Genomic DNA, 24,889 nt, shown 5'->3' with positions numbered 1-24,889 from the left:
TCATCACGCTCGTCATTGGAACCCTTCCGCCCTCGCCTTCACAAGAACCTCGCGCCAGCGCGACAGCCGCGCCGCCGGGTCGCCCGCCGCCTGCGGCCCCACACCTTGCCACAGCCCCTCGCTGTTGAAGCTGAACACCGGCACCAGGTCGGGCCGTCGCGAAGCGGGCCGCACGTCGGTGATGAGGTTGTCCAGGATCATCGGCTCGGCACCGGGTGACGCATAGTAGGCCAGCACCATGTGGGCCTGCACCACGCCATTGGGCCCGCCGATCTGGGCGCGCACGTAGACGAGCCGCAACTTGGCAACCGGCATGCCCACGGCCAGCAGGCTGAAGTACTTGGCGATGGCGTAGTCCTCGCAGTCGCCCTGGCCGCGGTCCAGGCTCTCCAAGGGGCTGGCCCAATAGTCGGCCTGGCCCCAGGCCTCGGTGTCGTCGCGGAACTGGATGCGCCGGTTGAAGAACTGGTTGATGGCCTGCAGCTGCGCCGCCTCGTCCTGCCCGACCGACTGCATCAGCAGCGGCTGCAGCGCCTTCACCCCGGCCACCGCACGTGGCGAGATGCGCGTGGCCGCGGCCATCATGCGTTCCGCGTCCCACGCCTGCGAAGGCAGGCCCGGCACCAGCAGCGCCACGACCAGCCACGCCACCACCCACAGGCGCAGCGGCGTGCAGCGCACACGCAGCTCATGCAGGCTCGACGATGGGGTGTGAAAAATCGACACGGGCGCGAAGACGGTTTAACGACCTGTTGTCGTCACGCCGGCCGCGGAATTGAGGTCTCTCGCCTGCGCAGGCCGGCCGATCGGTGCTATTGGGCAACCCGGGCCTTTTTCACGGAACCCGCCCGTGCAGCCGAGGGTCGTGAAATAGTCCCACACGGCCATGCGGTCGGGGGGGACGAAGGCCTGGAACGCGGCGGCTAAACTCGCCCCGCGTCGAAGGAACCCCTCACTACTTGGACGACGCTCCTGAAAGACCTGCCTGATGCACTTCAAGACCCGAGCCTTGACTCTTGCCCTCACCCTGGCGTTTGCCGCCAGTGCCAGCGCACAGAGCAATGAGGCCCTGAAGGCCGCGGCGCAGCAAGCGATCAACACCAACCCCGACGTCACCGCGCGCTTCAACGCCTACCGCGCGGCCGCCGATGCGGTCGACGGGGCGCGTGGCGGTTACTTCCCGCGCCTCGACCTGAGTGCCTCTGCCGGCCGCGACCGCGACCGCATCGATTCGCGCACGCCGCAAAGCCAATCCATCAGCCGCAGCGGCGCCTCGCTCACCTTGAGCCAGCTGCTGTGGGACGGCCTCGCCACGCAAAACGAAGTGGGCCGCCTCGGCCACGAAAAGCTCGCACGCTACTTCGAGCTGCTCGACGCCACCGAACAGACCGCGCTCGAAGCCGCGCGTGCCTACTACGACGTGCTGCGCTACCGCCGCCTCGTGCAGCTGGCCGAAGACAGCTACGTGCAGCACAAGAGCGCGTTCAACCAGATCCAGTCGCGCTTCAAGGCCGGCGTGGGCCGTGGCGTCGACCTCGAACAGGCGGGTGCCCGTCTGGCGCTGGCCGAGTCGAACCTCGCCACGGAGCTTTCGAACCTCCACGACGTGTCGGCGCGCTACCAGCGTGTGGTGGGCGTGGCGCCGCCCAAGGCGATGCCGCTGCCGGTGCCGCTCAAAGATGGCGTGCCCGCCTCGGCCAACGAGGCCTCGGTCGAAGCCGCGCGCCGCAGCCCGGCCGTGAGCGCCTCGATCGAGACGCTGCGCGCCACCAAAGAGCTGCTGAACGCGCGCGAGTCGGCCTACCAGCCCAAGCTCGAAGCGCGCTTGCGCTCGGGCACCGGCAAGAATTTCGACGGCGTGCGCGACCAGCGCAGCGACAGCTCGGCCGAGATCGTGCTGAACTGGAACCTCTTCAACGGTGGCAGCGACCGCGCCCGCGTGCGCCAGCAGGCCAACCTCGTGAACCAGGCCGCCGACCAGCGCGACAAGGCCTGCCGCGATGCGCGCCAGGTGCTCGCCATCGCCTACAACGACACGAAGAAGCTCGCCGACCAGCTGATCTACCTCGACCGCAACACGCTCGCGATCGAGAAGGCACGCGACGCCTACCGCCAGCAGTTCGACATCGGCCAGCGCAGCCTGCTCGACCTCTTGAACTCGGAGAACGAGCTCTACACCGCACGCCGCTCGTATGCCAACGCCGAGTTCGATCTCGGCATCGCCTACGCCCGCGTGCAGGCCGCGCTCAACCGCCTGAATACCCAGCTCGGCCTGCGCAGCGACCGCGAAGCCCCGGAAGGCAGCGAGAACTGGTCGGCCGGCGACGAAGGCCCCGGCCGCTGCCCGCTCGAGGCCATCGAGATCCAGCCGCTCAACCTCGACGAGCTCAACCGTCGCGCCGCTTCGTTGACACCCGGCACCGTGCTGCCGTCCACGACCGTGGGCAGCGTGGCGACGCCGTCCGTGCGCACCGAGTCGGCGGCACCTCTGAAGGCGTCTGCGAACACGCTCCCCTCGGAGCCCACCGCGGCGTCGGTCAACGGCCCCACCGCCTTGTCAGTGCGCCGCCTCAACGAATGGGCGGCCGCGTGGGAAGCGAAAGACGTCGACCGCTACCTCGCGTTCTATGCGCCCGACTTCCGCTCCGAACTCGGCGATGCCGAGAGCTGGAAGAACCAGCGGCGCCGCCTCGTCACGAGGAAGGGCGAGATCAACATCAAGCTCGAGGAAGTGCTGGCCCGCGAACTCGCACCCGACCGCGTCGAGACGCAGTTCAAGCAGAGCTACCGCTCCGAAGGCTTCAAGGACGTGATGCAGAAGTCCCTGATCTGGCAGCAAATCGGTGGGCAGTGGTTGATCGTCAAAGAGTCCAACCGCTGACCTGACCGATCAGCGCTTCACGGGTGGCAAGTCCGTGCAGTGCCCCTCAGCGGCTTCTGCTGCCATGCCCAGGCTTTCGCCCAGCGTCGGGTGCGGATGGATGGTCTTGCCGATGTCGATGGCGTCGGCCCCCATCTCGATGGCCAGGGCCACCTCGCCGATCATGTCGCCCGCATGCGTGCCGACGATCGCACCGCCGACGATGCGGCCGGTCTCCTCGTCGAAGAGCAGCTTGGTGAAGCCTTCGTCGCGTGTGTTCGCAATCGCACGGCCGGAAGCCGTCCACGGGAACAAGCCCTTCTTGAGCTTGATGCCTCGCGCCTTGGCATCGTCTTCGGTGAGACCCACCCAGGCCACTTCGGGGTCGGTGTAGGCCACGCTCGGGATCACGCGGGCGTCGAACGCCGCATGCGTATCGCCTGATGCGACCTCGGCCGCGACGTGCCCCTCGTGCACCGCCTTGTGCGCGAGCATGGGCTGGCCCACGATGTCGCCGATGGCGAAGATGTGGGGCACGTTGGTGCGCATCTGGATGTCGACCGGGATGAAGCCACGCTCGTTGACCGCCACGCCCGCCTTGTCGGCACCGATGCGCTTGCCGTTGGGCACACGGCCCACCGCTTGCAACACCAGGTCATAGAGCTGCGGTTCCTTCGGCGCGTTTTCACCCTCGAACTTGACGAGGATGCCGTCCTTCGTGGCTTCGGCCCCGACCGTCTTGGTCTTGAGCATGATGTTGTCGAAGCGCGGCGCGTTGAGCTTCTGCCACACCTTCACCATGTCGCGGTCGGCGCCCTGCATCAGGCCGTCGAGCATTTCCACCACATCGAGGCGCGCCCCCACGGTGCTGCTGTACACCGTGCCCATCTCCAGGCCGATGATGCCGCCGCCGATCACGAGCATGCGCTTCGGGGCCTGGCGCAATTCGAGCGCGCCGGTGGAGGTGACGACACGCGGGTCGTCCTTCGGCAGGAAGGGCAGCTTCACCGCTTCGGAGCCGGCCGCGATGATCGCGTTCTTGAACTTGACGATCTGCTTGCCGCCATCGGCCTTGGTCACGCCGAGGTGGTAGGGGTCAAGGAACTCGCCCGTACCCTGGACCACCGTGACCTTGCGCATCTTGGCCATCGCGTTGAGGCCGCCGGTGAGCTTGCCCACCACCTTGTCCTTGTGCGCCTTGAGCTTGGCGAGGTCGACGCTCGGCTTGCCGAAGCTCACGCCCAGGGATTCGAAGTGCTTCACCTCATCCATCACCGCAGCCACGTGCAGCAGGGCCTTCGAGGGGATGCAGCCGACGTTGAGGCAGACGCCGCCGAGCGTCGGGAAACGCTCGACGAGCACGGTCTTCAACCCGAGGTCGGCGGCGCGGAAGGCGGCGCTGTAGCCCCCCGGGCCGGCGCCGAGCACGAGCACGTCGCATTCGAGGTCGGAGCCGCCGGTGTGGGTGGCGGCCGCAGGAGCCGGCTCCGTTCGCCCTGAGCTTGTCGAAGGGCTGGCGACCTGCTTGGGGGCTTCGACAGGCTCAGCCCGAACGGTGGAGGGCTCAGCCCGAACGGCATCGGACGCGTCCAGCGTCAACAGCAGCGACCCTTCGCTGATCTTGTCGCCCAGCTTGACCTTCATCTCCTTCACGACACCCGCATGCGACGACGGGATCTCCATCGACGCCTTGTCGCTTTCCACCGTCACCAGCGACTGGTCTTTCGTCACCGTGTCGCCGGGTTTGACCAGCACCTCGATGATGGCGACGTCCTTGAAGTCGCCAATGTCGGGCACCTTGATCTCGAGGGTCGCCATGTTCAGTCTTTTCCTTTGAGCTTGATCGCCTGCACCTTCACGGGGCCGTCGGAGTTCTTGTCGAATTCACATCCCGCCTTCACGCCGATCTCGGCGAGTTCGCGTGCCGTCTTGGCGCGGTCGAAGGCGGCGTACATCGCGCCGAGCGCGAACGCGCGGCCCGAGCCGATCGCCCAGAAGCGGTCGAACTCGAAGACCTCGCGGTACGAGTACACGCCGTAGATGCCGCTCGCGTTCGCGATGAGCGCGGTGAGCTGCGAGCTTTCGTAGGGGTCGGCGTCTTCTTCCTTGGTGTTGAGGTAGAAGACTTCCTTCAGCTTCGGGTGGATCTTGAGGAAGGTGTCGAACACCTCGTCGCGCGAGTGCAGCTTGAGCTCCTCGGGTGGCAGCCACGCGAGCGCGCGCCGCAGCACCGGGAAGTGCGCCGTGGTGCCGGCCATGCCGACCCACGAGTCGCCCACCTTGAAGAGCTTCTCGTTGTTTTCGTAGCCATGCGGCAGGCGGGTGTCGCCGAAGGTGACAAGGCTGTCACCCGCGATCGCCACCTGCCCGGCCTTGCGGACCACCACGACGGTGGTCACAGCAGGACTCTCCTGAAGTCAGCCAAGACCTGCCCCAAATACGCGTTGAAGCGCGCAGCAGCGGCGCCGTCGATCACGCGGTGGTCGTAGCTCAGGCTCAAGGGCAGCATGAGACGGGGCTGGAAGGCCTTGCCGTCCCACACCGGCTCCATCACGCTGCGCGACAAGCCGAGGATCGACACCTCGGGCGCATTGATGATCGGCGAGAAGTAGCGCCCACCGATGCCGCCCAGCGAGCTGATCGAGAAGCAGCCGCCGCTCATGTCCGCGGGGCCGAGCTTGCCGTCGCGCGCCTTGGCGGCAAGTTCGCTCATCTCCTTGCTGATCTGCAGGATGCCTTTCTTGTCGGCATCCTTCAGCACGGGCACCACGAGGCCATTCGGCGTGTCGGCCGCGAAGCCGATGTGGAAATACTGCTTGAGCACCAGTGCGTCGCCGTCGAGCGAGGCGTTGAACTCGGGGAATTTCTTCAGCGCTGCCACCACAGCCTTGATCACGAAGGCGAGCATCGTGACCTTGACGCCGCTCTTCTCGTTTTCCTTGTTCGTCTGCACGCGGAAGGCTTCGAGCTCGGTGATGTCGGCGTTGTCGTGGTTGGTGACGTGCGGAATCATCACCCAGTTGCGGTGCAGGGCCGCGCCGCTGATCTTCTTGATGCGGCTGAGGTCCTTGCGCTCGATGGGGCCGAACTTCGCGAAGTCGACCTGCGGCCAGGCGGGCAGGCCCGGGAAGTTGCCACCACCGGCTGCCGCGCCGCCGCCCTTGGCGGACTGGGCCTTGGTCTGCACCTGGCCGGCCATCACGCCCTTGACGAAGCCGTGCACGTCGTCGTGCGTGATGCGGCCTTTCGGGCCCGTGCCCTTCACCTCGTCCAGCGGCACGCCCAGCTCGCGGGCGAGCTTGCGGATGGTGGGCGAGGCGTGCGGCAGGCGGTCGCGCGGTGCGGTCGGCTCATGGGCCGGCAATGCCGCGGTGGGCAGCGTGCGCTCCGCAGGAGCGGCAGGCACAGACGCCGCGGCGGCTTGAGGGGCTGCGGCCGCCACCGGCGCCGGTGCGGGCGCAGCCGCGGCAGGTGCCGGAGCAGGCGCCGCCGCCGATGCACCATCGGCCGCCTCCAGCATCAGGAGCAGCGAGCCTTCGCTGATCTTGTCGCCGAGCTTGACCTTCATTTCCTTCACGACCCCGGCATGCGAAGCCGGGATCTCCATCGAGGCCTTGTCGCTCTCGACGGTCACGAGTGACTGCTCGGCCTTGATCGTGTCACCGGGCTTGACGAGCACCTCGATGATCTCGACGTCCTTGAAGTCCCCGATGTCGGGGACTTTCACTTCCACCAGCGCCATGTTGTTGTGTCTCCGGCCTTATGCGTAAAGCGGGTTGATCTTGTCGGCGTTGATGCCGTATTTCTGGATCGCCTCGGCGACTTTAGCCGCGGGCACGGTGCCCTCTTCCGAGAGTGCCTTCAGGGCCGCGACCACGATGTAGTGGCGGTTGACCTCGAAGTGCTCACGCAGGCGCGAACGGAAGTCGCTGCGGCCGAACCCGTCGGTGCCCAGCACCTTGTAGGTGCGGCCCTTGGGAATGAAGGCGCGGATCTGGTCGGCGTAGGCCTTCATGTAGTCGGTCGACGCGATCACCGGGCCGGTGTGCTTGTCGAGCTGCTGCGCGACGAAGGGCACGCGCGGCGTCTGTGTCGGGTGCAGCAGGTTCCAGCGCTCCACGTCCTGGCCGTCGCGGGCCAGCTCGTTGAAGCTCGGGCAGCTCCACACGTTGGCCGAGACGCCCCAGTCGTCTTTCAAGAGCTGCTTCGCAGCGATCGATTCGCGCAGGATGGTGCCGCTGCCCAGCAGGTTGACGCGTGGGGTCTTCTTCGGGCCTTCTTCGAGCAGGTACATGCCCTTGATGATCTCTTCCTCGGTGCCGGCCTTGAGGCCCGGCATCGGGTAGTTCTCGTTGAGCAGCGTGAGGTAGAAGAACACGTTCTCCTGCTTCTCCACCATGCGCTTGAGGCCGTGGTGCAGGATCACGCCGACTTCGTGCGCGAAGGTTGGGTCGTAGCTGATGCAGTTGGGGATGGTGCCCGCGAGGATGTGGCTGTGGCCGTCTTCGTGCTGCAGGCCTTCGCCGTTGAGCGTGGTGCGGCCCGAGGTGCCGCCGAGCAGGAAGCCTCGCGCCTGCATGTCGCCCGCCGCCCAGGCGAGGTCGCCCACGCGCTGGAAGCCGAACATCGAGTAGTACACGTAGAACGGCACCATGATGCGGTTGTTCGTCGAGTACGACGTGGCCGCGGCGATCCAGCTGCTCATGCCGCCGGCTTCGTTGATGCCTTCCTGCAGGATCTGGCCGGCCTGGTCTTCGCGGTAGTACATGACCTGGTCCTTGTCGACCGGCGTGTACTTCTGACCCTCGGGGTTGTAGATGCCGATCTGGCGGAAGAGGCCTTCCATGCCGAAGGTGCGCGCCTCGTCCACGAGGATGGGCACGGCGCGCGGGCCGAGTTCCTTGTCGCGCAGCAGCTGGGTGAGGAAGCGCACGTAGGCCTGCGTGGTGCTGATCTCGCGGCCTTCGGCGGTGGGCTCGAGCACGGCCTTGAAAGTGTCGAGTTCGGGCACCTTGAGCGTCTCGTCGGCCTTGACGCGGCGCTTGGGCAGGTAGCCACCGAGGGCCTTGCGGCGCTCGTGCAGGTAGCGCATCTCGACGGTGTCGTCGGCGGGCTTGTAGAAGGGGATGCCCTTCTCGATCTGCTCGTCGCTCACCGGAATGTTGAAACGATCGCGGAAGCTCTTGATGTCGTCGTCGGTGAGCTTCTTGGTCTGGTGGGCGGTGTTGCGAGCCTCCCCGCTCTTGCCCATGCCGAAGCCCTTCACCGTCTTGATGAGCAGCACGGTCGGCTGGCCCTTGGTGTTCACGGCGCGGTGGTACGCGGCATACACCTTCTGCGGATCGTGGCCGCCGCGGTTGAGGCGCCAGATGTCTTCGTCGCTCATCTTGGCCACCATCTCCAGGAGCTTGGGGTGCTGCCCGAAGAAATGCTTGCGGACGAAGGCGCCGTCGTTGGCCTTCATGGCCTGGTAGTCACCGTCGACCGTGTCCATCATCACCTTGCGCAGGATCTCGTCCTTGTCGCGGGCGAGCAGCGGGTCCCAGTACGAACCCCACAGCAGCTTGATGACGTTCCAGCCGGAGCCGCGGAATTCGCCTTCCAGCTCCTGGATGATCTTGCCGTTGCCGCGCACCGGGCCGTCGAGGCGCTGCAGGTTGCAGTTGACGACGAAGATCAGGTTGTCGAGCTTCTCGCGTGCGGCCAGGCCGATGGCGCCCAGGCTCTCGGGCTCGTCCATCTCGCCGTCGCCCAGGAAGGCCCAGACCTTGCGGTTCTCGGTGTTGGCGATGCCGCGGGCATGCAGGTACTTGAGGAACCGCGCCTGGTAGATCGCCATCAGCGGGCCGAGGCCCATGCTGACCGTCGGGAACTGCCAGAACTCGGGCATGAGCTTCGGGTGCGGGTAGCTCGACAGGCCCTTGCCTTCGACTTCCTGGCGGAAGTTGGTGAGCTGCTCTTCGGTGATACGGCCTTCAAGGAAGGCGCGGGCGTAGATGCCGGGCGAGCTGTGGCCTTGGATGTAGAGCAGGTCGCCGCCGTGGCCTTCGTGCTCGGCGTGCCAGAAGTGGTTGAAGCCGGCGCCAAACATGGTGGCCAGCGAGGCAAACGAGGAGATGTGGCCGCCGAGGTCGCCGCCGTCGGCCGGGTGCAGGCGGTTGGCCTTGACCACCATCGCCATCGCGTTCCAGCGCATGTAGGCGCGCAGGCGCTCTTCGATCTCGATGTTGCCGGGCATGCGCTCTTCCTGGTCCGGCGGAATGGTGTTGACGTAGGCCGTGCGGGCCGAGAACGGCAGGTCGATGCCAGCCTGGCGCGCATGGTTGATGAGCTCTTCAAGGAGGAAGTGGGCGCGGTCTGGGCCCTCTGCCTCGATCAGGGCGGACAGGGCGTCCAGCCACTCGCGGGTCTCTTGTGCGTCGGCATCGTTGGCCGCCGCGCCCAGGAAGGCTTCTGGCATCGCAGACATGCTTGTCTCCTTGTTGGGATTCAGGTTGCGGCGGAGTGTCCCATAAGTCTGAATTTTTTCAAATAGCGCTACGCCGTTTCACTATACGAACTTTTACGGATCAAAAATGGAACAACTGAGGCGTTGCAAACGCCCCTCGATAATCCGCCTATGTCCACTCCTGCACCAGCCTCGCCACCCCGTCGCCCTGTCACCGCGAGGGCCGGCCGCCTGGTCGGCCGGTGGTGGCGGCGGCAGTCGCCGGCCCGCCAGGACCGCTACGCGACGCTGGGCCCGCTGGTCTCGGTGCTGCTCTTCCTCGCCGCGATCATTTCGGCCTTCTGGTACCTGCGCAATGAGGAGTTCGAGCGCGAGCAGGAGTCGGTCAAGCGCGACACCGAGATCGCGCAGCAGCAGGTGCGGCTGCGCCTGATCGAGAACCAGGAGCAGCTCGTGCGCATCGCGCGCGAGATCGTCACCCGCCAGATCGATGAAGAAGAGTTCCAGAGCCAGGCCGCGAGCTTCACGCGCGAGCGGCCGGAGATCACCAACCTCATCTGGGTGAACCAGTCGCGCGCGCGCAAGGCCAGCTACTCGACGACCACGCTCTTTTCCGAACTCGGCCTGCCCTACATCGACAACCAGCGCTCGCTGCCCGAGCAGCGCAACAGCGAGCCCGACCAGGCCTTCCGCGCCACGCGCGAGTTGCGGCTGCCGGTGTACTCACGCCCCTTCGGCGATGCCAATGGCAACGCGGTGTTCCAGGCGCACGTGCCGCTGCTCGACCGCAGCGCCTTCTCGGGCACGCTGATCGCCGAGTACTCCATCGACTCGCTGGTGCGCTATTTCATTCCGGCCGAGGTGTCGAAGCGGCACACGATGACGCTCGTCGATGCGCAGGGCAAGGTGGTGGCGAGCACGCTGCCGATGACGCCGGGCGAGACCGCCAAGCCCGCGTCCATCGTGCACGAGGTGCCGCTCGCGCCCGCCGCCAATGGCCTCGTGCTGCGCGGCCAGGGCTACCGCACCTCCATCGGCCTCATCAGCAACACGCTGTTCTGGATGGTGTCGGCCCTCTCGGTGCTGACCGTGTGGATGCTGCTCGGCACCTGGCGCCACATGCGCCGGCGCGTGCAGATGCAGGCCACGCTGGTGTCGGAAACGAACTTCCGCCGCGCGATGGAAAACTCCATGCTCACCGGCATGCGCGCGATGGACATGGAAGGCCGCATCACCTACGTGAACCCCGCCTTCTGCGCGATGACGGGCTTCAGCGAACACGAACTCATCGGCCGCATGCCGCCCTTCCCGCACTGGCCGCCCGATCGCTACGAGGAAAACATGCGCCTGCTGCAGCAGGAGCTGCAAGGCCGCAGCCCCGCCGGCGGCATCGAGGTGAAGGCGATGCGCAAGGACGGCACGCTCTTCGACGCCCGCATGTACGTCTCGCCGCTGATCGACCCCAAGGGCATGCAGACCGGCTGGATGACCTCGATGACCAACATCACCGAGGCCAAGCGGGTGCGCGACCAGCTCTCGGCCTCGCACGAGCGCTTCACCACCGTGCTGGAAGGGCTCGACGCTGCCGTGTCGGTGCTGTCGGTGCAGCAGGGCGAGCTGCTTTTCGCCAACCGCTCCTACCGCCTCTGGTTCGGTGCCGACGCGCAGGGCCACGGCACGCTGGCCGGTGGCGAGCCGGGCCTGCCGATGATTGCCGACATGGGCGACTCGGTCGACAGCTTCGGCGGCCTGCCTACGCAGGAGCTCACTGAAGCCGGCTCCGAGACACGCGAAGTCTTCGTCGACTCGCTGCAGAAGTGGTTCGACGTGCGCGCGCGCTACCTGCAATGGACCGACGGCCGCCTCGCGCAGATGCTGATCGCAACAGACATCACGAGCCGCCGCCACGCCGAAGAGCAGTCGAAGCAGCAGGCCGAGAAGGCGCAGGTCACGAGCCGGCTGATGACCATGGGCGAGATGGCGTCATCGGTCGCGCACGAGCTCAACCAGCCGCTCACCGCCATCACCAACTACTGCAACGGCATGGTGTCGCGCGTGAAGAGCGATGCCATCGGCAAGGACGACCTCGTCGCCGCGCTCGAGAAGACCGCCAAACAGGCCGACCGCGCCGCGCAGATCATTCGCCGCATCCGTGCCTTCGTGAAGCGCAGCGAGCCGCAACGCCAGGCCGCCGAAGCCCGCACCATCGTCGAAGACGCGGTCGACCTCGCCGGCATCGAGCTGCGCAGGCGCAACGTGTCGCTGCACGTCTACGTGGCCCAGCGCCTGCCCACGTTGATGGTCGACCCCATCCTGATCGAGCAGGTGATCTTGAACTTGCTCAAGAACTCGGCCGAGGCGATCGACATGGCGGGCCTGCCGCCCGCCCGCCGCAACATCGAGCTGCGCGTGGTGCCCAAGCACACGCCGGAAGAAGGCGGCGTGATCGAGTTCGGCGTCACCGATTCGGGCCCCGGCCTGAAGGAAGAAGTCATCAACCGGCTCTACGAAGCCTTCTTCTCCACCAAGGTCGAAGGCCTGGGCATCGGCCTGTCGTTGTGCCGCTCCATCATCGAGAGCCACCGAGGCCGGATCCGGGCCCAGAACCTCTACAATGGCGACCTCGCTGTCGGCTGCCGTTTTACCTTTACGCTGCCGGTCGAAACCGCCAAATCCACGGGCCTCGAAGCGGCCCTGACATGAGACAGCACACATGAGTCTGATTCCCAAGAAGGGCACCGTCTACGTGGTCGACGACGACGAGGCGGTTCGTGATTCGCTGCAGTGGCTCCTTGAAGGCAAGGACTACCGCGTCAAGTGCTTCGACTCTTCCGAATCCTTCCTCTCCCGCTTCGACCCGCGCGAAGTCGCCTGCCTGATCGCCGACATCCGCATGGACGGCATGAGCGGCCTGGAGCTGCAAGACCGCCTGCTCGAGCGCAAGTCGCCGCTGCCGGTCGTCTTCATCACCGGCCACGGCGACGTGCCGATGGCGGTGAGCACCATGAAGAAGGGCGCGATGGACTTCATCGAGAAGCCCTTCAAGGAAGAAGAGCTGCTCAACCTCGTGGAGCGCATGCTCGACCAGGCCCGCAGCGCCTTCTCGCACCACCAGGAAGCCGCCAGCCGCGACGCCCTGCTGTCGCGCCTGACCACGCGTGAGTCCCAGGTGCTCGAGCGCATCGTCGCCGGCCGCCTCAACAAGCAGATCGCCGACGACCTCGGCATCAGCATCAAGACGGTGGAGGCGCACCGCGCCAACATCATGGAAAAGCTCAACGCCAACACGGTCGCCGATCTGCTGAAGATCGCACTGGGCGCGCAGCAGACCAAGGCATAACGCGCAACACATCACAAAGGGCCGCTGTCTCAGCGGCCCTTTTTAGTTTCAACTCTTCGAATCGAGGACCCCATGACTGCACAACTCATCGACGGCAACGCTTTGGCGAAGAAGATCCGTGGCGAAGTGGCCGAGCGCGCCGCAGCACTCACGAAGAAAGGCCACCAACCCGGCCTCGCCGTGGTGCTGGTCGGCGACGACCCCGCCAGCCAGGTCTACGTGAGCCACAAGGTCAAGGACTGCGAAGGCAGCGGCGTCTACTCCCTGCTCGACCGCTACCCGGCCGACATGAGCGAGGCCGCGCTGCTCCAGCGCATCACCGAGCTGAATGCCGACCCGAAGATCCACGGCATCCTGGTGCAGATGCCCGTGCCCAAGCACATCGACCCGCAAAAGGTCATCGCCGCCATCGCCCCGCACAAGGACGTCGACGGCTTCTCCATCCAGAGCGCCGGTGCGCTCGCGAGTGGCCTGCCCGGCTTCAAGTCGTGCACGCCCTATGGCTGCATGAAGCTGATCGAGACCACGGGCGTCAACCTGCGCGGCAAGCATGCCGTCGTCATCGGCCGCAGCAACACCGTCGGCAAGCCGATGGCGCAGCTGCTCTTGCAAGCCAACGCCACCGTCACCATCTGCCACAGTGCCACCGCCGACCTGGGCGCGCACACCCGCCAGGCCGACGTGATCGTGGCGGCGGTGGGCCGGCGCAACACCGTCACCGCCGACATGGTCAAGCCGGGTGCCGTCATCATCGACGTCGGCATGAACCGCAACGACGAAGGCAAGCTCTGTGGCGACGTCGATTTCGAGGGCGTCTCGAAGGTCGCTGGCTGGATCACCCCCGTGCCGGGCGGTGTGGGGCCGATGACCCGCGCGATGCTCCTCGTGAATACCATCGAAGCCGCGGAACGCGCCGCATCCAACTGAATCAAGGGGCCTATGAGCAACCCACTCCTCGACACCACCGGCCTGCCCCACTTCGCGCAGATCAGGCCCGAGCACGTCACGCCCGCCATCAGCGAGCTGCTGGCAGCGGCCGATGCCGCGCTGGAAAAGGCCACGGGTGACGAGGTGCCGGCCGACTACGACGCGATGTCGGCCGTGCTCGATGTGGCCACCGAGCGCCTGCACAGCGCCTGGGGCGCGGTCTCGCACCTGAACCACGTGGCCGACAACCCCGAGCTGCGTGCCGTCTACAACGAGAACATCCCGAAGATCACCGAGTTCCACACCCGGCTCGGCGCCGACGAACGCCTCTACGCCAAGTACAAGGCCATCGCCACGAGCCCTGCCGCGGCGAAGCTGAATGCGGCGCGCAAGAAGGCGCTGTCGAACGCGATGCGCGACTTCGTGCTGTCGGGCGCCGAGTTGCAAGGCGCCGCCCGCGAGCGCTACGCGCAGATCCAGGAGCGCCACGCGGCACTCACGACCGCGTATTCCGAGCACGTGATGGACGCCACCGACAGCTACGCGCTCTACGTCGACGAAAGCCGCCTCGCCGGTGTGCCCGACGACGTGAGGCAGGCCGCACGCGCCGCCGCCGAAGCGGAAGGCAAGCCGGGCCACAAGCTCACGCTGCACTTCCCGAGCTACTTCCCGGTGATGCAGTACGGCGACGACCGCGCGCTGCGCGAAGAGCTCTACACCGCCTACGCTACCCGCGCCAGCGAGCTCGGCAAGCCCGAGCACGACAACAGCGCCATCATGAAAGAGCTGCTGCAGCTGCGGCAGGAAGAGGCGGGGCTGCTTGGCTACAAGAACTTCGCCGAGGTCTCGCTCGTGCCCAAGATGGCCGACTCGCCCCAGCAGGTGCTCGATTTCCTGCGCGACCTCGCCAAGCGCGCCCGCCCCTACGCCGAGCGCGACCTCGCCGAGCTGCGCGACTTCGCCCGCACCGAACTCGGCCTCGCCAACCTGCAATCCTGGGACGTGCCCTACGCCAGCGAGAAGCTCAAGGAAGCGCGCTACGCCTTCAGCGACCAGGAGGTGAAGCAGTACTTCACGGAGCCCAAGGTGTTGAGCGGCCTCTTCCGCATCATCGAGACGCTCTTCGAAGTGAGCATTCGGCCAGACACGGCCGAGGTGTGGAACCCGAACGTGCGCTTCTTCCGCATCGAGCGCGGCACGCAACTTGTCGGCCAGTTCTACCTCGACCCCTACGCCCGGACTGGCAAGCGCCCGGGCGCCTGGATGGACGACGTGCGCGGCCGCTGGGCCCGCCCCGAAGGCAGCACGCAGACGCCCGTGGCGCACCTCGTGTGCAACTTCACCCCGCCCGCCGATGGCAAGCCTGCCCTGCTCACGCACGATGAGGTGACGACCCTCTTCCACGAGTTCGGCCACGGCCTGCACCACATGCTCACGCAGGTGAACGACATCGGCGTGGCTGGCATCTCCGGCGTCGAGTGGGACGCGGTCGAGCTGCCCAGCCAGTTCATGGAGAACTTCTGCTGGGAGTGGGAGGTGCTCAAGCACCTCACCGCCCACGTCGACAGCGGCGAGCCGCTGCCCCGCGCGCTCTACGACAAGATGCTCGCCGCCAAGAACTTCCAGAGCGGCCTGCAGACGCTGCGGCAGATCGAGTTCGCGCTCTTCGACATGCGCCTGCACGGCGAGCCGGGCCGCGAGAACGACATTCAGGGCCTCGTCGACGAGGTGCGCCGCGAGGTGTCGGTGATGCCGCCGCCTGCGTTCAACCGCTTCCAGCATTCCTTCTCGCACATCTTCGCGGGCGGCTACTCGGCGGGCTACTACAGCTACAAGTGGGCCGAGGTGCTGAGCGCCGACGCGTGGAGCGCGTTCGAGGAAACCAGCGCACTCGACCCCGACACCGGCCGCCGCTACCGCGAGGCCATCCTCGAGGCCGGCGGCAGCCGCCCGGCGATGGAAAGCTTCAAGGCCTTCCGCGGCCGCGAGCCACGAATTGACGCACTTTTGCGCCACCAGGGCATGGCCTGATGCCTAGAATTTGAGCGCCTCGCCGAGCAACGGAGACTCCACGACATGAACGCACGCCACCGCGCGATCCACACCCTGGCCGCCTCGGTTGCCGCTGTTTCGATGCTGTCGGCAGCCCCGGCCTTCGCGCTCTACAAGGTGGTCGGCCCCGACGGCAAGATCACCTACACCGACCGGCCCGACGTCGGCACCGACAAGAGGGTCCAGAGCGTGAACACACGCGGTGGAGGCGCGGCCAACGACGCGTCGCTTCCCTTCGAACTTCGGCAGATCGCCCTGCGCTTCCCCGTCGTGCTCTACGTCGCACCGGACTGCCAGCCCTGCGACGAAGCGCGCCAGTTCCTGCGCGGGCGCGGCATCCCCGCCTCCGAAAAACTCGTCACCACCCCGGAAGACGGGCAGGCCTTGCAGCGCCTCACGGGCGGCAACACCCTGCCGGTGATGACGGTGGGCGCGCAGATCGTGCGCGGCTGGCAGCGCGAGCAGTGGGAGTCGTACATCGACGCCGCCGGCTACCCGAAAGACTCGAAGCTGCCGGCCAACTTCCCGCAGGGCAAGCCCGAGCCGCTGACCGAAGCGCGCCCGGCCCCAGCCGCCCCGGCGCCTGCGGCCCCCGCGCCTCAGCCGGCACCGGCTGCGCAACCAGCACCGGCCCCGGCCCCCGCCCCCGGCACCATCCGCTTCTGACCCGGCCGCCACCGCGGCGGCTCAGACCATCCCCGACAGCTCGATCTCGCGCAGCACCAGGCGCGTGTAGGTGTCGCTCACGCCAGGGTGCTTGCGCAGCGCCTCGGTCACCTGCATCAGCTCGTGGCTGTTCTCGCAGGCCACGCGGATCGCGTAGTCGAACGAGCCCGTCATCAAGGCCGCTTCCATCACCTGCGGCATGTGGCGCAGCGCGTTCTCGAACTCGAGCGCCGAGGTCTGCGCACTCAGCTTGATCTCGATCTGCGCCTCCAGGCTGCGGCCCATCGCCTGAGGGTCGAGCACGGCGCGGATGTGCCGGATGGTCCCGCTCTCCTGCAAGCGCCGGAAGCGCTCGGCAACCGCGTTGGCGCTCAGGTGCACGGCTTCGCCCAGCTCGCGGAAGGTGAGGCGGCCGTCGCGCGTCAGGTGCCTGAGGATTTCGTTGTCGATTCTGTCCATGGCGACGTTTAGCTCTGCTTTGAAGCGCCATTGGACAAGATTTCCGCGAATGTGGAGCCAGGAAGCTCCCTAAAGTTTGGCGCATTCCTTCACGACGAATCCGCCGCGGGCCGACCCGCCGTTCCACGCATGAGCACCCGACGCCTTCCACCCGACCCCTCCCGCATCAGCCGCCGAACCCTGCTCGGCTGGGGCGGCAGCAGTGCCCTGCTGAGCGCCTGCGGCGGGGGCGGTGGTGGTGGCGAGGGGTCGTCGGGCGATCCTCCTCCACCACCGGGGCCCACGCTTCCGCCCGAGCAGCGCCTGCAGGCCCTCGCCGCCGTCGCGGCCGAGTACGAGCGCCTGTGCGACGGGGCCATCAGCGCCCCCAGCGAGACGGTGGCCGCATTCATGCGTGCCCGGCCCGAGTACCGCCGCGTCACCGTGATGCCCGACGGCTGCGTCTGCGGCGAATTCAGCGATGGCCAGCTCCACGTGATCGGCAACAACCAGCGCACCGGCACGCCGCGACCCAGCGTCACACCGCAGCCCAGCCCGACGACCGCGGCCCTCGCGCCGCGCGCCGCGGGCCTGGCCGCACGCGACGCCCACCCCGCCGCCGATGGCGACGTGCCGCTCACCGGCGTGCCTTCATCGCCCGCGGGCGTGTCGGCCAGCACTTTCCAGAGCTATGCCGAGCCGGACGGCTCCGCCTCCAGCATCGAGCGCTATCAAAGCTGGCTGCGCAGCGCCGGGGTCGACCTGCTGCCCTCGTGGGCCCCCACCGTCGCGAACCTCAAGGCGCTACCCGAGCTGGGCTTCTTCAGCTGGCTCACACACGGCGGCATGCTGGACACGGGCGGCGGCATCACCCATGCCCTGATGACCGACACCGTGGCCGACCTCGAAGCCATCGTCGGCCACCTCACCGACCTGCAGGCCGGCAACCTCGTCTACTACACCGGCCAGTACCTCTACAGCCGAGGCAAGTGGGCCGTCGACAACTTCCTGGCCATCACGCCGGCCTTCATCGAACGCTACCGCTGGCGCTTCAGCGCCAACAGCATCGTGCTCATCCACGCCTGCGCGAGCGACTTCGTGGGTTTTCGCGAGGCCTTCCGCGCCGCGGGCGCGGGGGTCTACGGTGGCTGGTCGCACCCGGTCTTCGTGAACGCCGCGGCCGACGCCATGCACTGGATGCTCGACAAATTCGTGGCCAGCAACCTGAGCGTGCCGACCCCCAACCCGCGCAACCGTGCACACGACTACGCCGCCATCAAACGCGTAGGCGACGAGGCGGGCTTCACGCTCTACGACGACCCGAGCGAAGGCGGCCCGGTGTCGTTCCGCTTCACACGACTCAACGACAACCCGGGAACGCTGCTGCCGAGCATGGTGCGCATGGGCGTCGAGGAGAACCAGAGCCGGCTCACGCTCTATGGCAGCTTCGGGCTCGTGCCGGGCAAAGTGTTCGTCGGCACGTCCCTCGCCACCGATCCCTCCGGCCTCGACAACTACCTGCCGTGGCGCCCTGCCGGCACGGTGACCGAGCTGGCCGTGCTCGAGTGGACGGCAGACGAGGTGACGGTCCAGTTGCCCCGCACCGGCCCCGGCTCGGCCGGCTACATCGCCGTGCAGGTGGGCCGGCGTTGGGGCAACACCCGCGCCCTGACCCGCTGGAATGGGCAGGTGCTCGTGCGGTCGCAAGGCCCAGGCACGCTGGTGCTGCAGCACACGCTGCAGTTCAGTGCCCGCTGCGACATCGGCTTGTGGCGCAACGAGCCCGACGGCCCACTGCAGGACGCGCTGAACGCGTGGACGGCCACGCCCGTCGAGTCCACCTGGACCTGGGCGGCGTCTGGCCAGCACACGCACACCGAGCCGGGCCCGGTGACCACCACCGTGACCTGGAGCGGCACCCACCGCTTCGAGCTGCCCTTGCCGCAGACGCCAAACCCACCGCTGCAGCAGTACTGCAGTGTGTTCGGCATCGTCGACCGCCAGCAAGGCGAGTTCCGCGTGGCGATCTCGGGCGGCGCGTTCGGTGCGATGCCCACCGTCCAGGTGATCACGATGCCCGACAGCAGCACCCGCCTGGAGTCGGCCTTCAACATCGGCCTGCCGCTGGCCTTGTCACCCACGCCCTTTCCGGCGGGGCGCCCCGGCATCAACCGCACGCTCGCGCCGGACTTCTCGGTGCCGGCCGGCACGCTGGAAGCGACGGAGCCCACGCTGCTGCCGCTCGCCGACCCCAACCTCAACACGCTCACGCACAGCATCACCTGGGACGCCATGGCCGCGGAGTACCCGCCCAATCGCTACGGCGGCGACTGAGGTCAGGGTTTCGTGTCGGGCCCGAGGGCGAGCACCTGACCCATCCGCCGCGCCTGCCAGCTGCCCATGCCCACCGCCGCCCCCATCGCCCAGAACAAGGCCGAGGCCCCCACGGCGGCCCCCGCCGCGCCGAACACCAGTGGCATCACGGCACTCGTCGCGTTGACGGTCATCGAGCGCAGGGCGATCGCCTCGCCGTGGCGGTGGCCCGGCGTGAGGTGGTGCAGGCTCGTCATCACCATCGGGTTCACCGCGCCCAGCGCCAGGCCCAGCGCCGCGGCGCACAGGCCCATCAGCCAGGCGTTGTGCATCAGCGGGTAGATGCAGAAGACACCGGCGGTGAGCAGCATCGCGGCAGCCAGCACCTGGTGCTCGCGCAGGCGGTGCGACAGGAACGGCAGCACGATGCGCACGCTCGCCACCGCGGCCGCGAACACGCCGAGGATCAGCCCGATCGCCGACGCGCTGAAGCCGCGCTCATGGCCGATCACAGGCACGATGAAGGAGTGCAGGTCCCAGCTCGACGACATCAGGAAGTTGACGAGCAGCAGGCGGCGCACGCCGGGCATGGCGAAGATGTCCCACGCCGCGCGCTTCTTGCCCACGACTGGCGCGGCCGCGGCGACCGTCTCCTTCGGCACCTGGCGCGACCACCACAGCGCCGCGAACGGCAGCAGCATCAGGGCCACGAACGCGCCACGGAAGCCGGCCAGATCGATCAGCGCGCCGGCCGTCACCGGCCCGACCACGTTCGACAGCGCCGGCGCGAGGCCCAGCCAGCTGAAGACGCGGGTCAAGGCCGCCCGGTCGCCATCGGCCAGCTTGCCGGCGCTGCGCTGGTTGGCGATGAGGCCGAAGTTGGTTCCCACGCCGCACAGGCAGGCGGCAATGCACAGCAGCAGAAATTGCGCATCGACCCACCACGTGGCGGCCACCGCCAGCGCGCCGCCCACCACCGTGAGGCCGACCGCCAAGCGCAGCGGGCGGTGGTAACCATGCCGGTCGGCCAGTCGCCCGGCGTACAGCGACGACAGCACCGGCGCTGCGGCAAAGAGCCCGAGCAACACGCCCACCGCCCAGGCCGGCTGCCCGTTGCGCAGCGCCAGCAGCGGCCCCGCGACCCGCACGCCCGCCATGCAGGAATGCAAACACACCTGGCCCATGATCAAGGCCAGGAGCGGTCGCGAGAACGAAGCCATCAGGGTTCGAGCAGGTCGCCGGTCGTGAGGCCCGCATCCTCCGCCGGCAGTGGCAGCACGACCTTGGCGCGGGCTTCCGGCAGCGCTTCGACCGTGCGCAATTCGCGAGACATGGCCCGCGCGCGCACCTCGGCCTGCAGGATGTTGTTGCTGGCCTCGTCGAGCTTCTTCTTCGTCTTCGCCAGCACGTCGCCGAACTTGCCGAACTCCGTCTTGACCGCACCCAGCACCTCCCACACCTCGACCGAGCGCTTCTCCAACGCCAGGGTGCGGAAGCCCATCTGCAGGCTGCTCAAGGTGGCGAGCAAGGTGGTCGGGCCGGCGAGCATCACGCGATGCTCGCGCTGCAGCGCCTCCACCAGGCCGGGCCGGCGCAGGGCTTCGGCGTACAGGCCTTCGGTGGGCACGAAGAGGATGCCGAAGTCGGTGGTGTGCGGTGGCGAGACGTACTTCTCGCGGATGGTCTTGGCCTCCGCGCGCAGACGCAGCTCGATGGCCTTGGCGGCGGCCTCGGCGGCGGCGGCATCGGCGTCGTTCTGCGCGTCCACCAACCGCTCGTAGTCTTCGCGCGGGAACTTGCAGTCGATGGGCAGCCACAGCGGCACGCCGTCGGCGCGCTGCCCCGGCAGGCGGATCGCGAACTCGACGCGCGCGCCGGTGTTGGGCACGGTCTCGACGTTGGTGCCGTACTGCTCGGGCGTGAAGACCTGTTCGAGCAGGCCGGCGAGCTGCGTCTCGCCGAAGGTGCCGCGCGTCTTCACGTTGTTGAGCACCTTGTTGAGCGAGCCCACGTCGCGCGCGAGGCCCTGCATCTCGCCGAGGCCGCGGTGCACCTGCTCCAGCCGTTCGGCCACCTGCTTGAAGCTCTCGCCCAGGCGCTGCTCGAGCGTGGCGTGCAGCTTCTCGTCAACGGTGGCGCGCATCTGCTCGAGCTTCTGCTCGTTGCCTTGCTGCAGCACGGTGAGGCGCTGTTCGACGGCAGTGCGCACTTCGGTGAGGCGGCGTTCGTTGGCCTCGGAGAGCGCGCGCAGCTGCTCGTTGAGCGTGTCGGCGAAACGCTTGAGGCCTGCGTCTTGCGCTTCGCGCGAGGCCATCGCCTGCGCGGCCTGCGAGCTGGCGGCGGCTTGCAGCGTGTCGCTCACCGCCTGCTGCATCGCGGCGAGCTGCACGCGGAAGCTGTCGATCTGCTCGTTCTGCAGGCGCGCCACGTTGGCCTGCGCGCCGGTCAGCGTCTGCTGGAAGTTGGCGAGCGTGCTGCCCAGCTCCTGGCGGGTGCCCTGGGCGCTGCGGCCGAGTTCGTCGCGCAGCTCGCGCTCCAGGCGCTCGGTGCTGTTGCGCAGGTCGGTCTTGAGGCTGTCATCCGCCGGCGGGCGGCGGAAGGCCAGCCAGAGCAGCAGCGCGAGGTTGACGGCGAGCAGCGCCGCCATGATCCACCAGGGTGTTTGCATCCCGCGATTGTCTCAGGGGCGTTTCAGCACTTCGGGGTTGAGCGGCGTCGGCGGACTGCCCGCTTGCGGGCCGAAGCCGAGCGCCGCGATGAGGTTGTCAGCCGCGAGGTTGGCCATCGCCAGGCGGGTGGCGCGTGTGGCGCTCGCGATGTGCGGCGTGAGCACGACGTTGGGCACCTGCAGCAGCGCCGGGTGCACGGCGGGCTCGCCTTCGAAAACGTCGAGGCCGGCCGCGGCGATCTGGTTCGCGGCCAGGGCCTTGGCGAGCGCCGCGTCGTCGACCACGCCACCGCGGGCGATGTTGGTGAGCGTTGCGGTGGGCTTCATCTGCGCCAGCTCGGCCGCGCCGATGGCGTGGTGCGACGAAGCCGAGTACGGCACGACGATCACCAGGTGGTCGGCCTGGCGGAGGAGCTCTTCCTTCGACACATAGGTGGCCTTGCACTCGGCTTCGATCTCGGGCGCCAGGCGGGAGCGGTTGGTGTACAGGACCTTCATGCCGAAGCCGTGTGCGCCACGGCGCGCGATGGCCTGGCCGATGCGGCCCATGCCGAGGATGCCGAGCGTGGCGCCGTGGATGTCGCTGCCCACGAACATGTCGACCGACCACTTCTTCCACTCGCCGCGGCGCAGGAAGTGCTCGGATTCGGTGACGCGCCGGGCGGCCGCCATCATCAGCGCGACGCCGAAGTCGGCGGTGGTCTCGGTGAGCACGTCGGGCGTGTTGGTGCAGAGCACACCCCGTGCGGTGGCCGCCGGCACGTCGAGGTTGTTGAAGCCGACGGCAATGTTGCACACGGCGCGCACGGTGGGCGCGGCGGCCAGCACGCCGTCGTCGACGCGCTCGCTGCCGGTGGTCATCGCACCCTGTTTGCCTTGCAGGCGGGCGATCAGCTCGTCGCGCGAATAGATGTTGTCGGCGCTGTTGACCTCCACCTCGAAGTGCTCGCGCAAACGTGCGACGACCTCGGGCTGGATGGCGCGTGCGACCAGGACGGCAGGACGACTCATTCCAGGAACCTCGCGAAGTTGGCGACCGGCTCGCGCTCGGTCTGGAGCGTGTTCTCGATCGCGTGGGGGTCGGCGTAGCCGAGCGACATGCCGCACACGAGCTTTTCGTCCGCCGACGCCCCGATGGCCGGCAGGATGATGCGGTGGAACTGCGTCCACGCGGCTTGCGGGCAGGTGTCGAGCCCACGGGCCCGGGCGGCAACCATGATGTTCTGCAGGAACATGCCGTAGTCGAGCCAGCTGCCCTGCTCCATCACGCGGTCGATGGTGAACATGAGGCCGACCGGGGCGTCGAAGAAGGCGTAGTTGCGGCCGTGCTGCGCGTGCATGCGTTCCTTGTCGCCCTTCGCAATGCCGAGCAGCGAGTACAGGTCCCAGCCCACCTTGCGGCGGCGGTCGATGTAGGGCGACTGCCATTGACGGGGGTAGTAGGCGTAGTCCTCGTGGTGCTGGGCCGAGACGGCGGGGTCGTCGTAGGCGGCGCGCACCTGTTGCGACAGCGAGCGCAGCGACTCGCCGGTCAGCACGTAGACCTTCCACGGCTGGGTGTTGGTGCCCGAGGGTGCCCGTGCCGCGACCTGGAGGATGTCGACCAGCGTTTCGCGCGGTACCGGCGTCCGCAGGAAAGCCCGCAGCGAACGCCGCGAGGTGATGGCGGCATCGACGGCGGCGGTCTGTTCGGGCGTGGGCTTCAAACCTTGAGCTCCTGCAACGCTTTCTGGAGTGCGTCGGGCAGCGGCACCGGGCGGCGGGTATCGCGGTCCACGTACACGTGGACGAAGTGCCCACGAGCGGCGCACAGTGCTTCACCCGCCGCGAAGATGCCGATCTCGTAGCGCACGCTGGAGGCGCCCATGTGCGCGACGCGGATCCCGGCCTCCACCATCTGCGGGAACTCGACCGAGGCGAAGTAGTTGCAGTGCGTCTCGACCACGAGGCCGATGGTGCGACCCTTGTGGATGTCGAGTGCACCGGCCTCGATGAGGTAGCGATTCACCGCGGTGTCGAAGAGGCTGTAGTAGACGACGTTGTTGAGGTGGCCGTAGGCGTCGTTGTCTTCCCAGCGGGTGGCGATGGGCGCAAAGTGGCGGTAGGCCTCGCGGCCATCGGGCTGTGGGCGGGGGGTGCTCATGGACATGGATTGTTCCATCGCTGCCAATGTCCCTCAGCGAGGCGGAGTGTGTTGACCTGCACCTGCACGGTGTCGGCGAGATCGCGTCCGTAACCCCCGGCCATCGAGACGGCAACCGGAATGCGCCGCTGCCCCAAGGCCTCGAACACACGGCGGTCGCGCTCGGCGAGGCCTGCAGTGGTGAGCTTCAGGCGCCCGAGGCGGTCACCCTCGTGCGGGTCGGCGCCAGCGAGGTAGAAGACGAGGCCGGGCGGGTGGTCACCGTGGCGGGACCAGAGCGTGTCGAGTGCTGCGTCGAGCGCCTGCAGGTACTCGGCATCGCCGCAGCCGTCGGGCAGGTCCACGTCGAGATCGCCCGGCTGCTTGCGGAAGGGGAAGTTCTTCGCGCCGTGCATCGACAGCGTGAACACGGTCGGGTCATCGCGAAAGATCGAGGCGGTGCCGTTGCCTTGGTGCACGTCAAGGTCGATCACCGCCACGCGCAGCAGGCGGCGATGTGCGCGGTGCCATTCGGCTTGCATCAGGCGGGCGGCCACCGCCACGTCGTTGAACACACAGTAGCCACCGCCGCTGTCGGCACTCGCGTGGTGGGTGCCCCCGGCGAGATTGGCCGCAATGCCCTCGCGCAGGGCGACACGCGCCGCGGCAATCGTGGCGCCCACCGACCGGCATGCCCGCTCGGCCATGCGAGGCGACCACGGAAAACCGATCTCGCGCTGCGCCTGGGCGCTCAGGTGCCCCTGCAACACCGCCGCGATGTAGTGCGGCTCATGCGCCAGGGCCACCTCGCCCTCGGTGGCCGGCTGGGCCGGGTGCAGCGCCAGGCTCGGGAGGTCGACCACCACCCGCTCGCGCAGAAGCCCGTATTTCTGAAAGGGAAAGCGATGCCCCGGCGGCAACTGAAGCCCCACGTGGTCGGCAAAAAAAGCCTGCATGTTCAATGACTTAGGAATGACCCTCTAATTTGTTGCATTGCAACAAATAGCGCTTGAAAAGTCGGCCGGCGTTCGTATACTTCTGTTCATGGTGCAGCG

19 protein-coding genes are annotated in these 24,889 nt (G+C 67.7%); 7 read left to right on the top strand and 12 right to left on the bottom strand.

Annotation, left to right across the window (positions count from 1 at the left end):
- Window positions 1–12: 12 nt before the first annotated feature.
- Window positions 13–585, bottom strand: a complete 573-nt coding sequence (locus KF892_01355; protein ID MBX3623631.1) for a transglutaminase-like cysteine peptidase — start codon at window positions 583–585, stop codon at window positions 13–15.
- Between the two features lie 403 nt (window positions 586–988).
- Between KF892_01355 and KF892_01350 the strand changes: the two genes are divergently transcribed.
- Entirely contained in the window at window positions 989–2,881 is a 1,893-nt protein-coding gene (locus tag KF892_01350) for a TolC family outer membrane protein (protein ID MBX3623630.1), read from the top strand.
- 9 nt (window positions 2,882–2,890) lie between these two features.
- Here KF892_01350 and lpdA read toward each other — a convergent pair whose 3' ends face one another.
- The 4 genes from lpdA to aceE are packed head-to-tail and all read right to left on the bottom strand — an operon-like array spanning window position 2,891 to window position 9,329.
- On the bottom strand, window positions 2,891–4,678 hold the full coding sequence (gene lpdA, locus KF892_01345) for a dihydrolipoyl dehydrogenase (GenBank protein MBX3623629.1): 1,788 nt from the start codon (window positions 4,676–4,678) through the stop codon (window positions 2,891–2,893).
- A gap of 2 nt (window positions 4,679–4,680) precedes the next feature.
- On the bottom strand, window positions 4,681–5,259 hold the full coding sequence (locus tag KF892_01340; GenBank protein ID MBX3623628.1) for an MFS transporter: 579 nt from the start codon (window positions 5,257–5,259) through the stop codon (window positions 4,681–4,683).
- A complete protein-coding gene (gene aceF / locus KF892_01335; GenBank protein ID MBX3623627.1) occupies window positions 5,256–6,602 on the bottom strand; it encodes a dihydrolipoyllysine-residue acetyltransferase in 1,347 nt (448 codons plus the stop codon). Before aceF ends, KF892_01340 begins: the two co-directional genes overlap by 4 nt.
- Before the next feature lie 18 nt (window positions 6,603–6,620).
- A complete protein-coding gene (gene aceE / locus KF892_01330; protein ID MBX3623626.1) occupies window positions 6,621–9,329 on the bottom strand; it encodes a pyruvate dehydrogenase (acetyl-transferring), homodimeric type in 2,709 nt (902 codons plus the stop codon).
- Between the two features lie 150 nt (window positions 9,330–9,479).
- Between aceE and KF892_01325 the strand changes: the two genes are divergently transcribed.
- The 5 genes from KF892_01325 (at window position 9,480) to KF892_01305 (ending at window position 16,293) form a co-directional block, all read left to right on the top strand.
- Window positions 9,480–12,011, top strand: coding sequence for a PAS domain S-box protein (locus KF892_01325; GenBank protein MBX3623625.1), 2,532 nt, complete (start codon window positions 9,480–9,482; stop codon window positions 12,009–12,011).
- A gap of 10 nt (window positions 12,012–12,021) precedes the next feature.
- The gene (locus KF892_01320; GenBank protein MBX3623624.1) at window positions 12,022–12,648 is read left to right on the top strand and encodes a response regulator transcription factor; all 627 of its coding nucleotides are present in this window, start codon (window positions 12,022–12,024) and stop codon (window positions 12,646–12,648) included.
- Between the two features lie 72 nt (window positions 12,649–12,720).
- Entirely contained in the window at window positions 12,721–13,575 is an 855-nt protein-coding gene (gene folD, locus KF892_01315; protein MBX3623623.1) for a bifunctional methylenetetrahydrofolate dehydrogenase/methenyltetrahydrofolate cyclohydrolase FolD, read from the top strand.
- A 12-nt stretch (window positions 13,576–13,587) separates the two neighbouring features.
- Window positions 13,588–15,606, top strand: coding sequence for a M3 family metallopeptidase (locus tag KF892_01310; protein MBX3623622.1), 2,019 nt, complete (start codon window positions 13,588–13,590; stop codon window positions 15,604–15,606).
- 45 nt (window positions 15,607–15,651) lie between these two features.
- Window positions 15,652–16,293, top strand: coding sequence for a glutaredoxin family protein (locus tag KF892_01305; GenBank protein ID MBX3623621.1), 642 nt, complete (start codon window positions 15,652–15,654; stop codon window positions 16,291–16,293).
- 21 nt (window positions 16,294–16,314) lie between these two features.
- Here KF892_01305 and KF892_01300 read toward each other — a convergent pair whose 3' ends face one another.
- A complete protein-coding gene (locus KF892_01300; protein ID MBX3623620.1) occupies window positions 16,315–16,752 on the bottom strand; it encodes an Lrp/AsnC family transcriptional regulator in 438 nt (145 codons plus the stop codon).
- A 129-nt stretch (window positions 16,753–16,881) separates the two neighbouring features.
- On the opposite strand from KF892_01300, the gene KF892_01295 reads away from it, so the two are divergent.
- On the top strand, window positions 16,882–19,065 hold the full coding sequence (locus KF892_01295; GenBank protein MBX3623619.1) for a hypothetical protein: 2,184 nt from the start codon (window positions 16,882–16,884) through the stop codon (window positions 19,063–19,065).
- Between the two features lie 2 nt (window positions 19,066–19,067).
- Here the strand turns inward: KF892_01295 and KF892_01290 are convergent, their stop codons facing one another.
- The 6 genes from KF892_01290 to KF892_01265 are packed head-to-tail and all read right to left on the bottom strand — an operon-like array spanning window position 19,068 to window position 24,790.
- Complete coding sequence (locus tag KF892_01290) at window positions 19,068–20,264, bottom strand: MFS transporter (protein ID MBX3623618.1); 1,197 nt, start codon at window positions 20,262–20,264, stop codon at window positions 19,068–19,070.
- Entirely contained in the window at window positions 20,264–21,712 is a 1,449-nt protein-coding gene (rmuC, locus tag KF892_01285) for a DNA recombination protein RmuC (protein MBX3623617.1), read from the bottom strand. Before rmuC ends, KF892_01290 begins: the two co-directional genes overlap by 1 nt.
- Window positions 21,713–21,724: 12 nt before the next feature.
- Window positions 21,725–22,723, bottom strand: coding sequence for a D-glycerate dehydrogenase (locus KF892_01280; GenBank protein MBX3623616.1), 999 nt, complete (start codon window positions 22,721–22,723; stop codon window positions 21,725–21,727).
- Complete coding sequence (locus KF892_01275; protein ID MBX3623615.1) at window positions 22,720–23,418, bottom strand: nitroreductase; 699 nt, start codon at window positions 23,416–23,418, stop codon at window positions 22,720–22,722. The genes KF892_01280 and KF892_01275 overlap by 4 nt, the downstream gene beginning before the upstream one ends.
- Complete coding sequence (locus tag KF892_01270; GenBank protein ID MBX3623614.1) at window positions 23,415–23,855, bottom strand: acyl-CoA thioesterase; 441 nt, start codon at window positions 23,853–23,855, stop codon at window positions 23,415–23,417. Before KF892_01270 ends, KF892_01275 begins: the two co-directional genes overlap by 4 nt.
- Window positions 23,852–24,790, bottom strand: a complete 939-nt coding sequence (locus KF892_01265) for a histone deacetylase (GenBank protein ID MBX3623613.1) — start codon at window positions 24,788–24,790, stop codon at window positions 23,852–23,854. The genes KF892_01270 and KF892_01265 overlap by 4 nt, the downstream gene beginning before the upstream one ends.
- Window positions 24,791–24,889: the final 99 nt, after the last annotated feature.

Origin of the sequence: Rhizobacter sp. (assembly GCA_019635355.1) — a bacterium.
Classification (GTDB): Bacteria; Pseudomonadota; Gammaproteobacteria; order Burkholderiales; family Burkholderiaceae_C; genus Rhizobacter.
The sequence above is the reverse complement of the archived record's forward strand: the minus strand, read 5'-3'. Positions and strand labels throughout refer to the sequence as shown.

Bases quoted from the DNA above. Each gene is read 5' to 3' on its own strand.
- KF892_01350 (MBX3623630.1), top strand. From the start codon at position 989: ATGCACTTCAAGACCCGAGCCTTGACTCTTGCCCTCACCCTGGCGTTT.
- KF892_01265 (MBX3623613.1), bottom strand. From the start codon at position 24,790: ATGCAGGCTTTTTTTGCCGACCACGTGGGGCTTCAGTTGCCGCCGGGG.
- KF892_01270 (MBX3623614.1), bottom strand. From the start codon at position 23,855: ATGAGCACCCCCCGCCCACAGCCCGATGGCCGCGAGGCCTACCGCCAC.
- KF892_01290 (MBX3623618.1), bottom strand. From the start codon at position 20,264: ATGGCTTCGTTCTCGCGACCGCTCCTGGCCTTGATCATGGGCCAGGTG.
- KF892_01355 (MBX3623631.1), bottom strand. From the start codon at position 585: ATGATGGCCGCGGCCACGCGCATCTCGCCACGTGCGGTGGCCGGGGTG.
- KF892_01280 (MBX3623616.1), bottom strand. From the start codon at position 22,723: ATGAGTCGTCCTGCCGTCCTGGTCGCACGCGCCATCCAGCCCGAGGTC.
- KF892_01325 (MBX3623625.1), top strand. From the start codon at position 9,480: ATGTCCACTCCTGCACCAGCCTCGCCACCCCGTCGCCCTGTCACCGCG.
- aceE (MBX3623626.1), bottom strand. From the start codon at position 9,329: ATGTCTGCGATGCCAGAAGCCTTCCTGGGCGCGGCGGCCAACGATGCC.
- aceF (MBX3623627.1), bottom strand. From the start codon at position 6,602: ATGGCGCTGGTGGAAGTGAAAGTCCCCGACATCGGGGACTTCAAGGAC.
- rmuC (MBX3623617.1), bottom strand. From the start codon at position 21,712: ATGCAAACACCCTGGTGGATCATGGCGGCGCTGCTCGCCGTCAACCTC.
- folD (MBX3623623.1), top strand. From the start codon at position 12,721: ATGACTGCACAACTCATCGACGGCAACGCTTTGGCGAAGAAGATCCGT.
- KF892_01320 (MBX3623624.1), top strand. From the start codon at position 12,022: ATGAGTCTGATTCCCAAGAAGGGCACCGTCTACGTGGTCGACGACGAC.
- KF892_01305 (MBX3623621.1), top strand. From the start codon at position 15,652: ATGAACGCACGCCACCGCGCGATCCACACCCTGGCCGCCTCGGTTGCC.
- KF892_01295 (MBX3623619.1), top strand. From the start codon at position 16,882: ATGAGCACCCGACGCCTTCCACCCGACCCCTCCCGCATCAGCCGCCGA.
- KF892_01310 (MBX3623622.1), top strand. From the start codon at position 13,588: ATGAGCAACCCACTCCTCGACACCACCGGCCTGCCCCACTTCGCGCAG.
- KF892_01300 (MBX3623620.1), bottom strand. From the start codon at position 16,752: ATGGACAGAATCGACAACGAAATCCTCAGGCACCTGACGCGCGACGGC.
- lpdA (MBX3623629.1), bottom strand. From the start codon at position 4,678: ATGGCGACCCTCGAGATCAAGGTGCCCGACATTGGCGACTTCAAGGAC.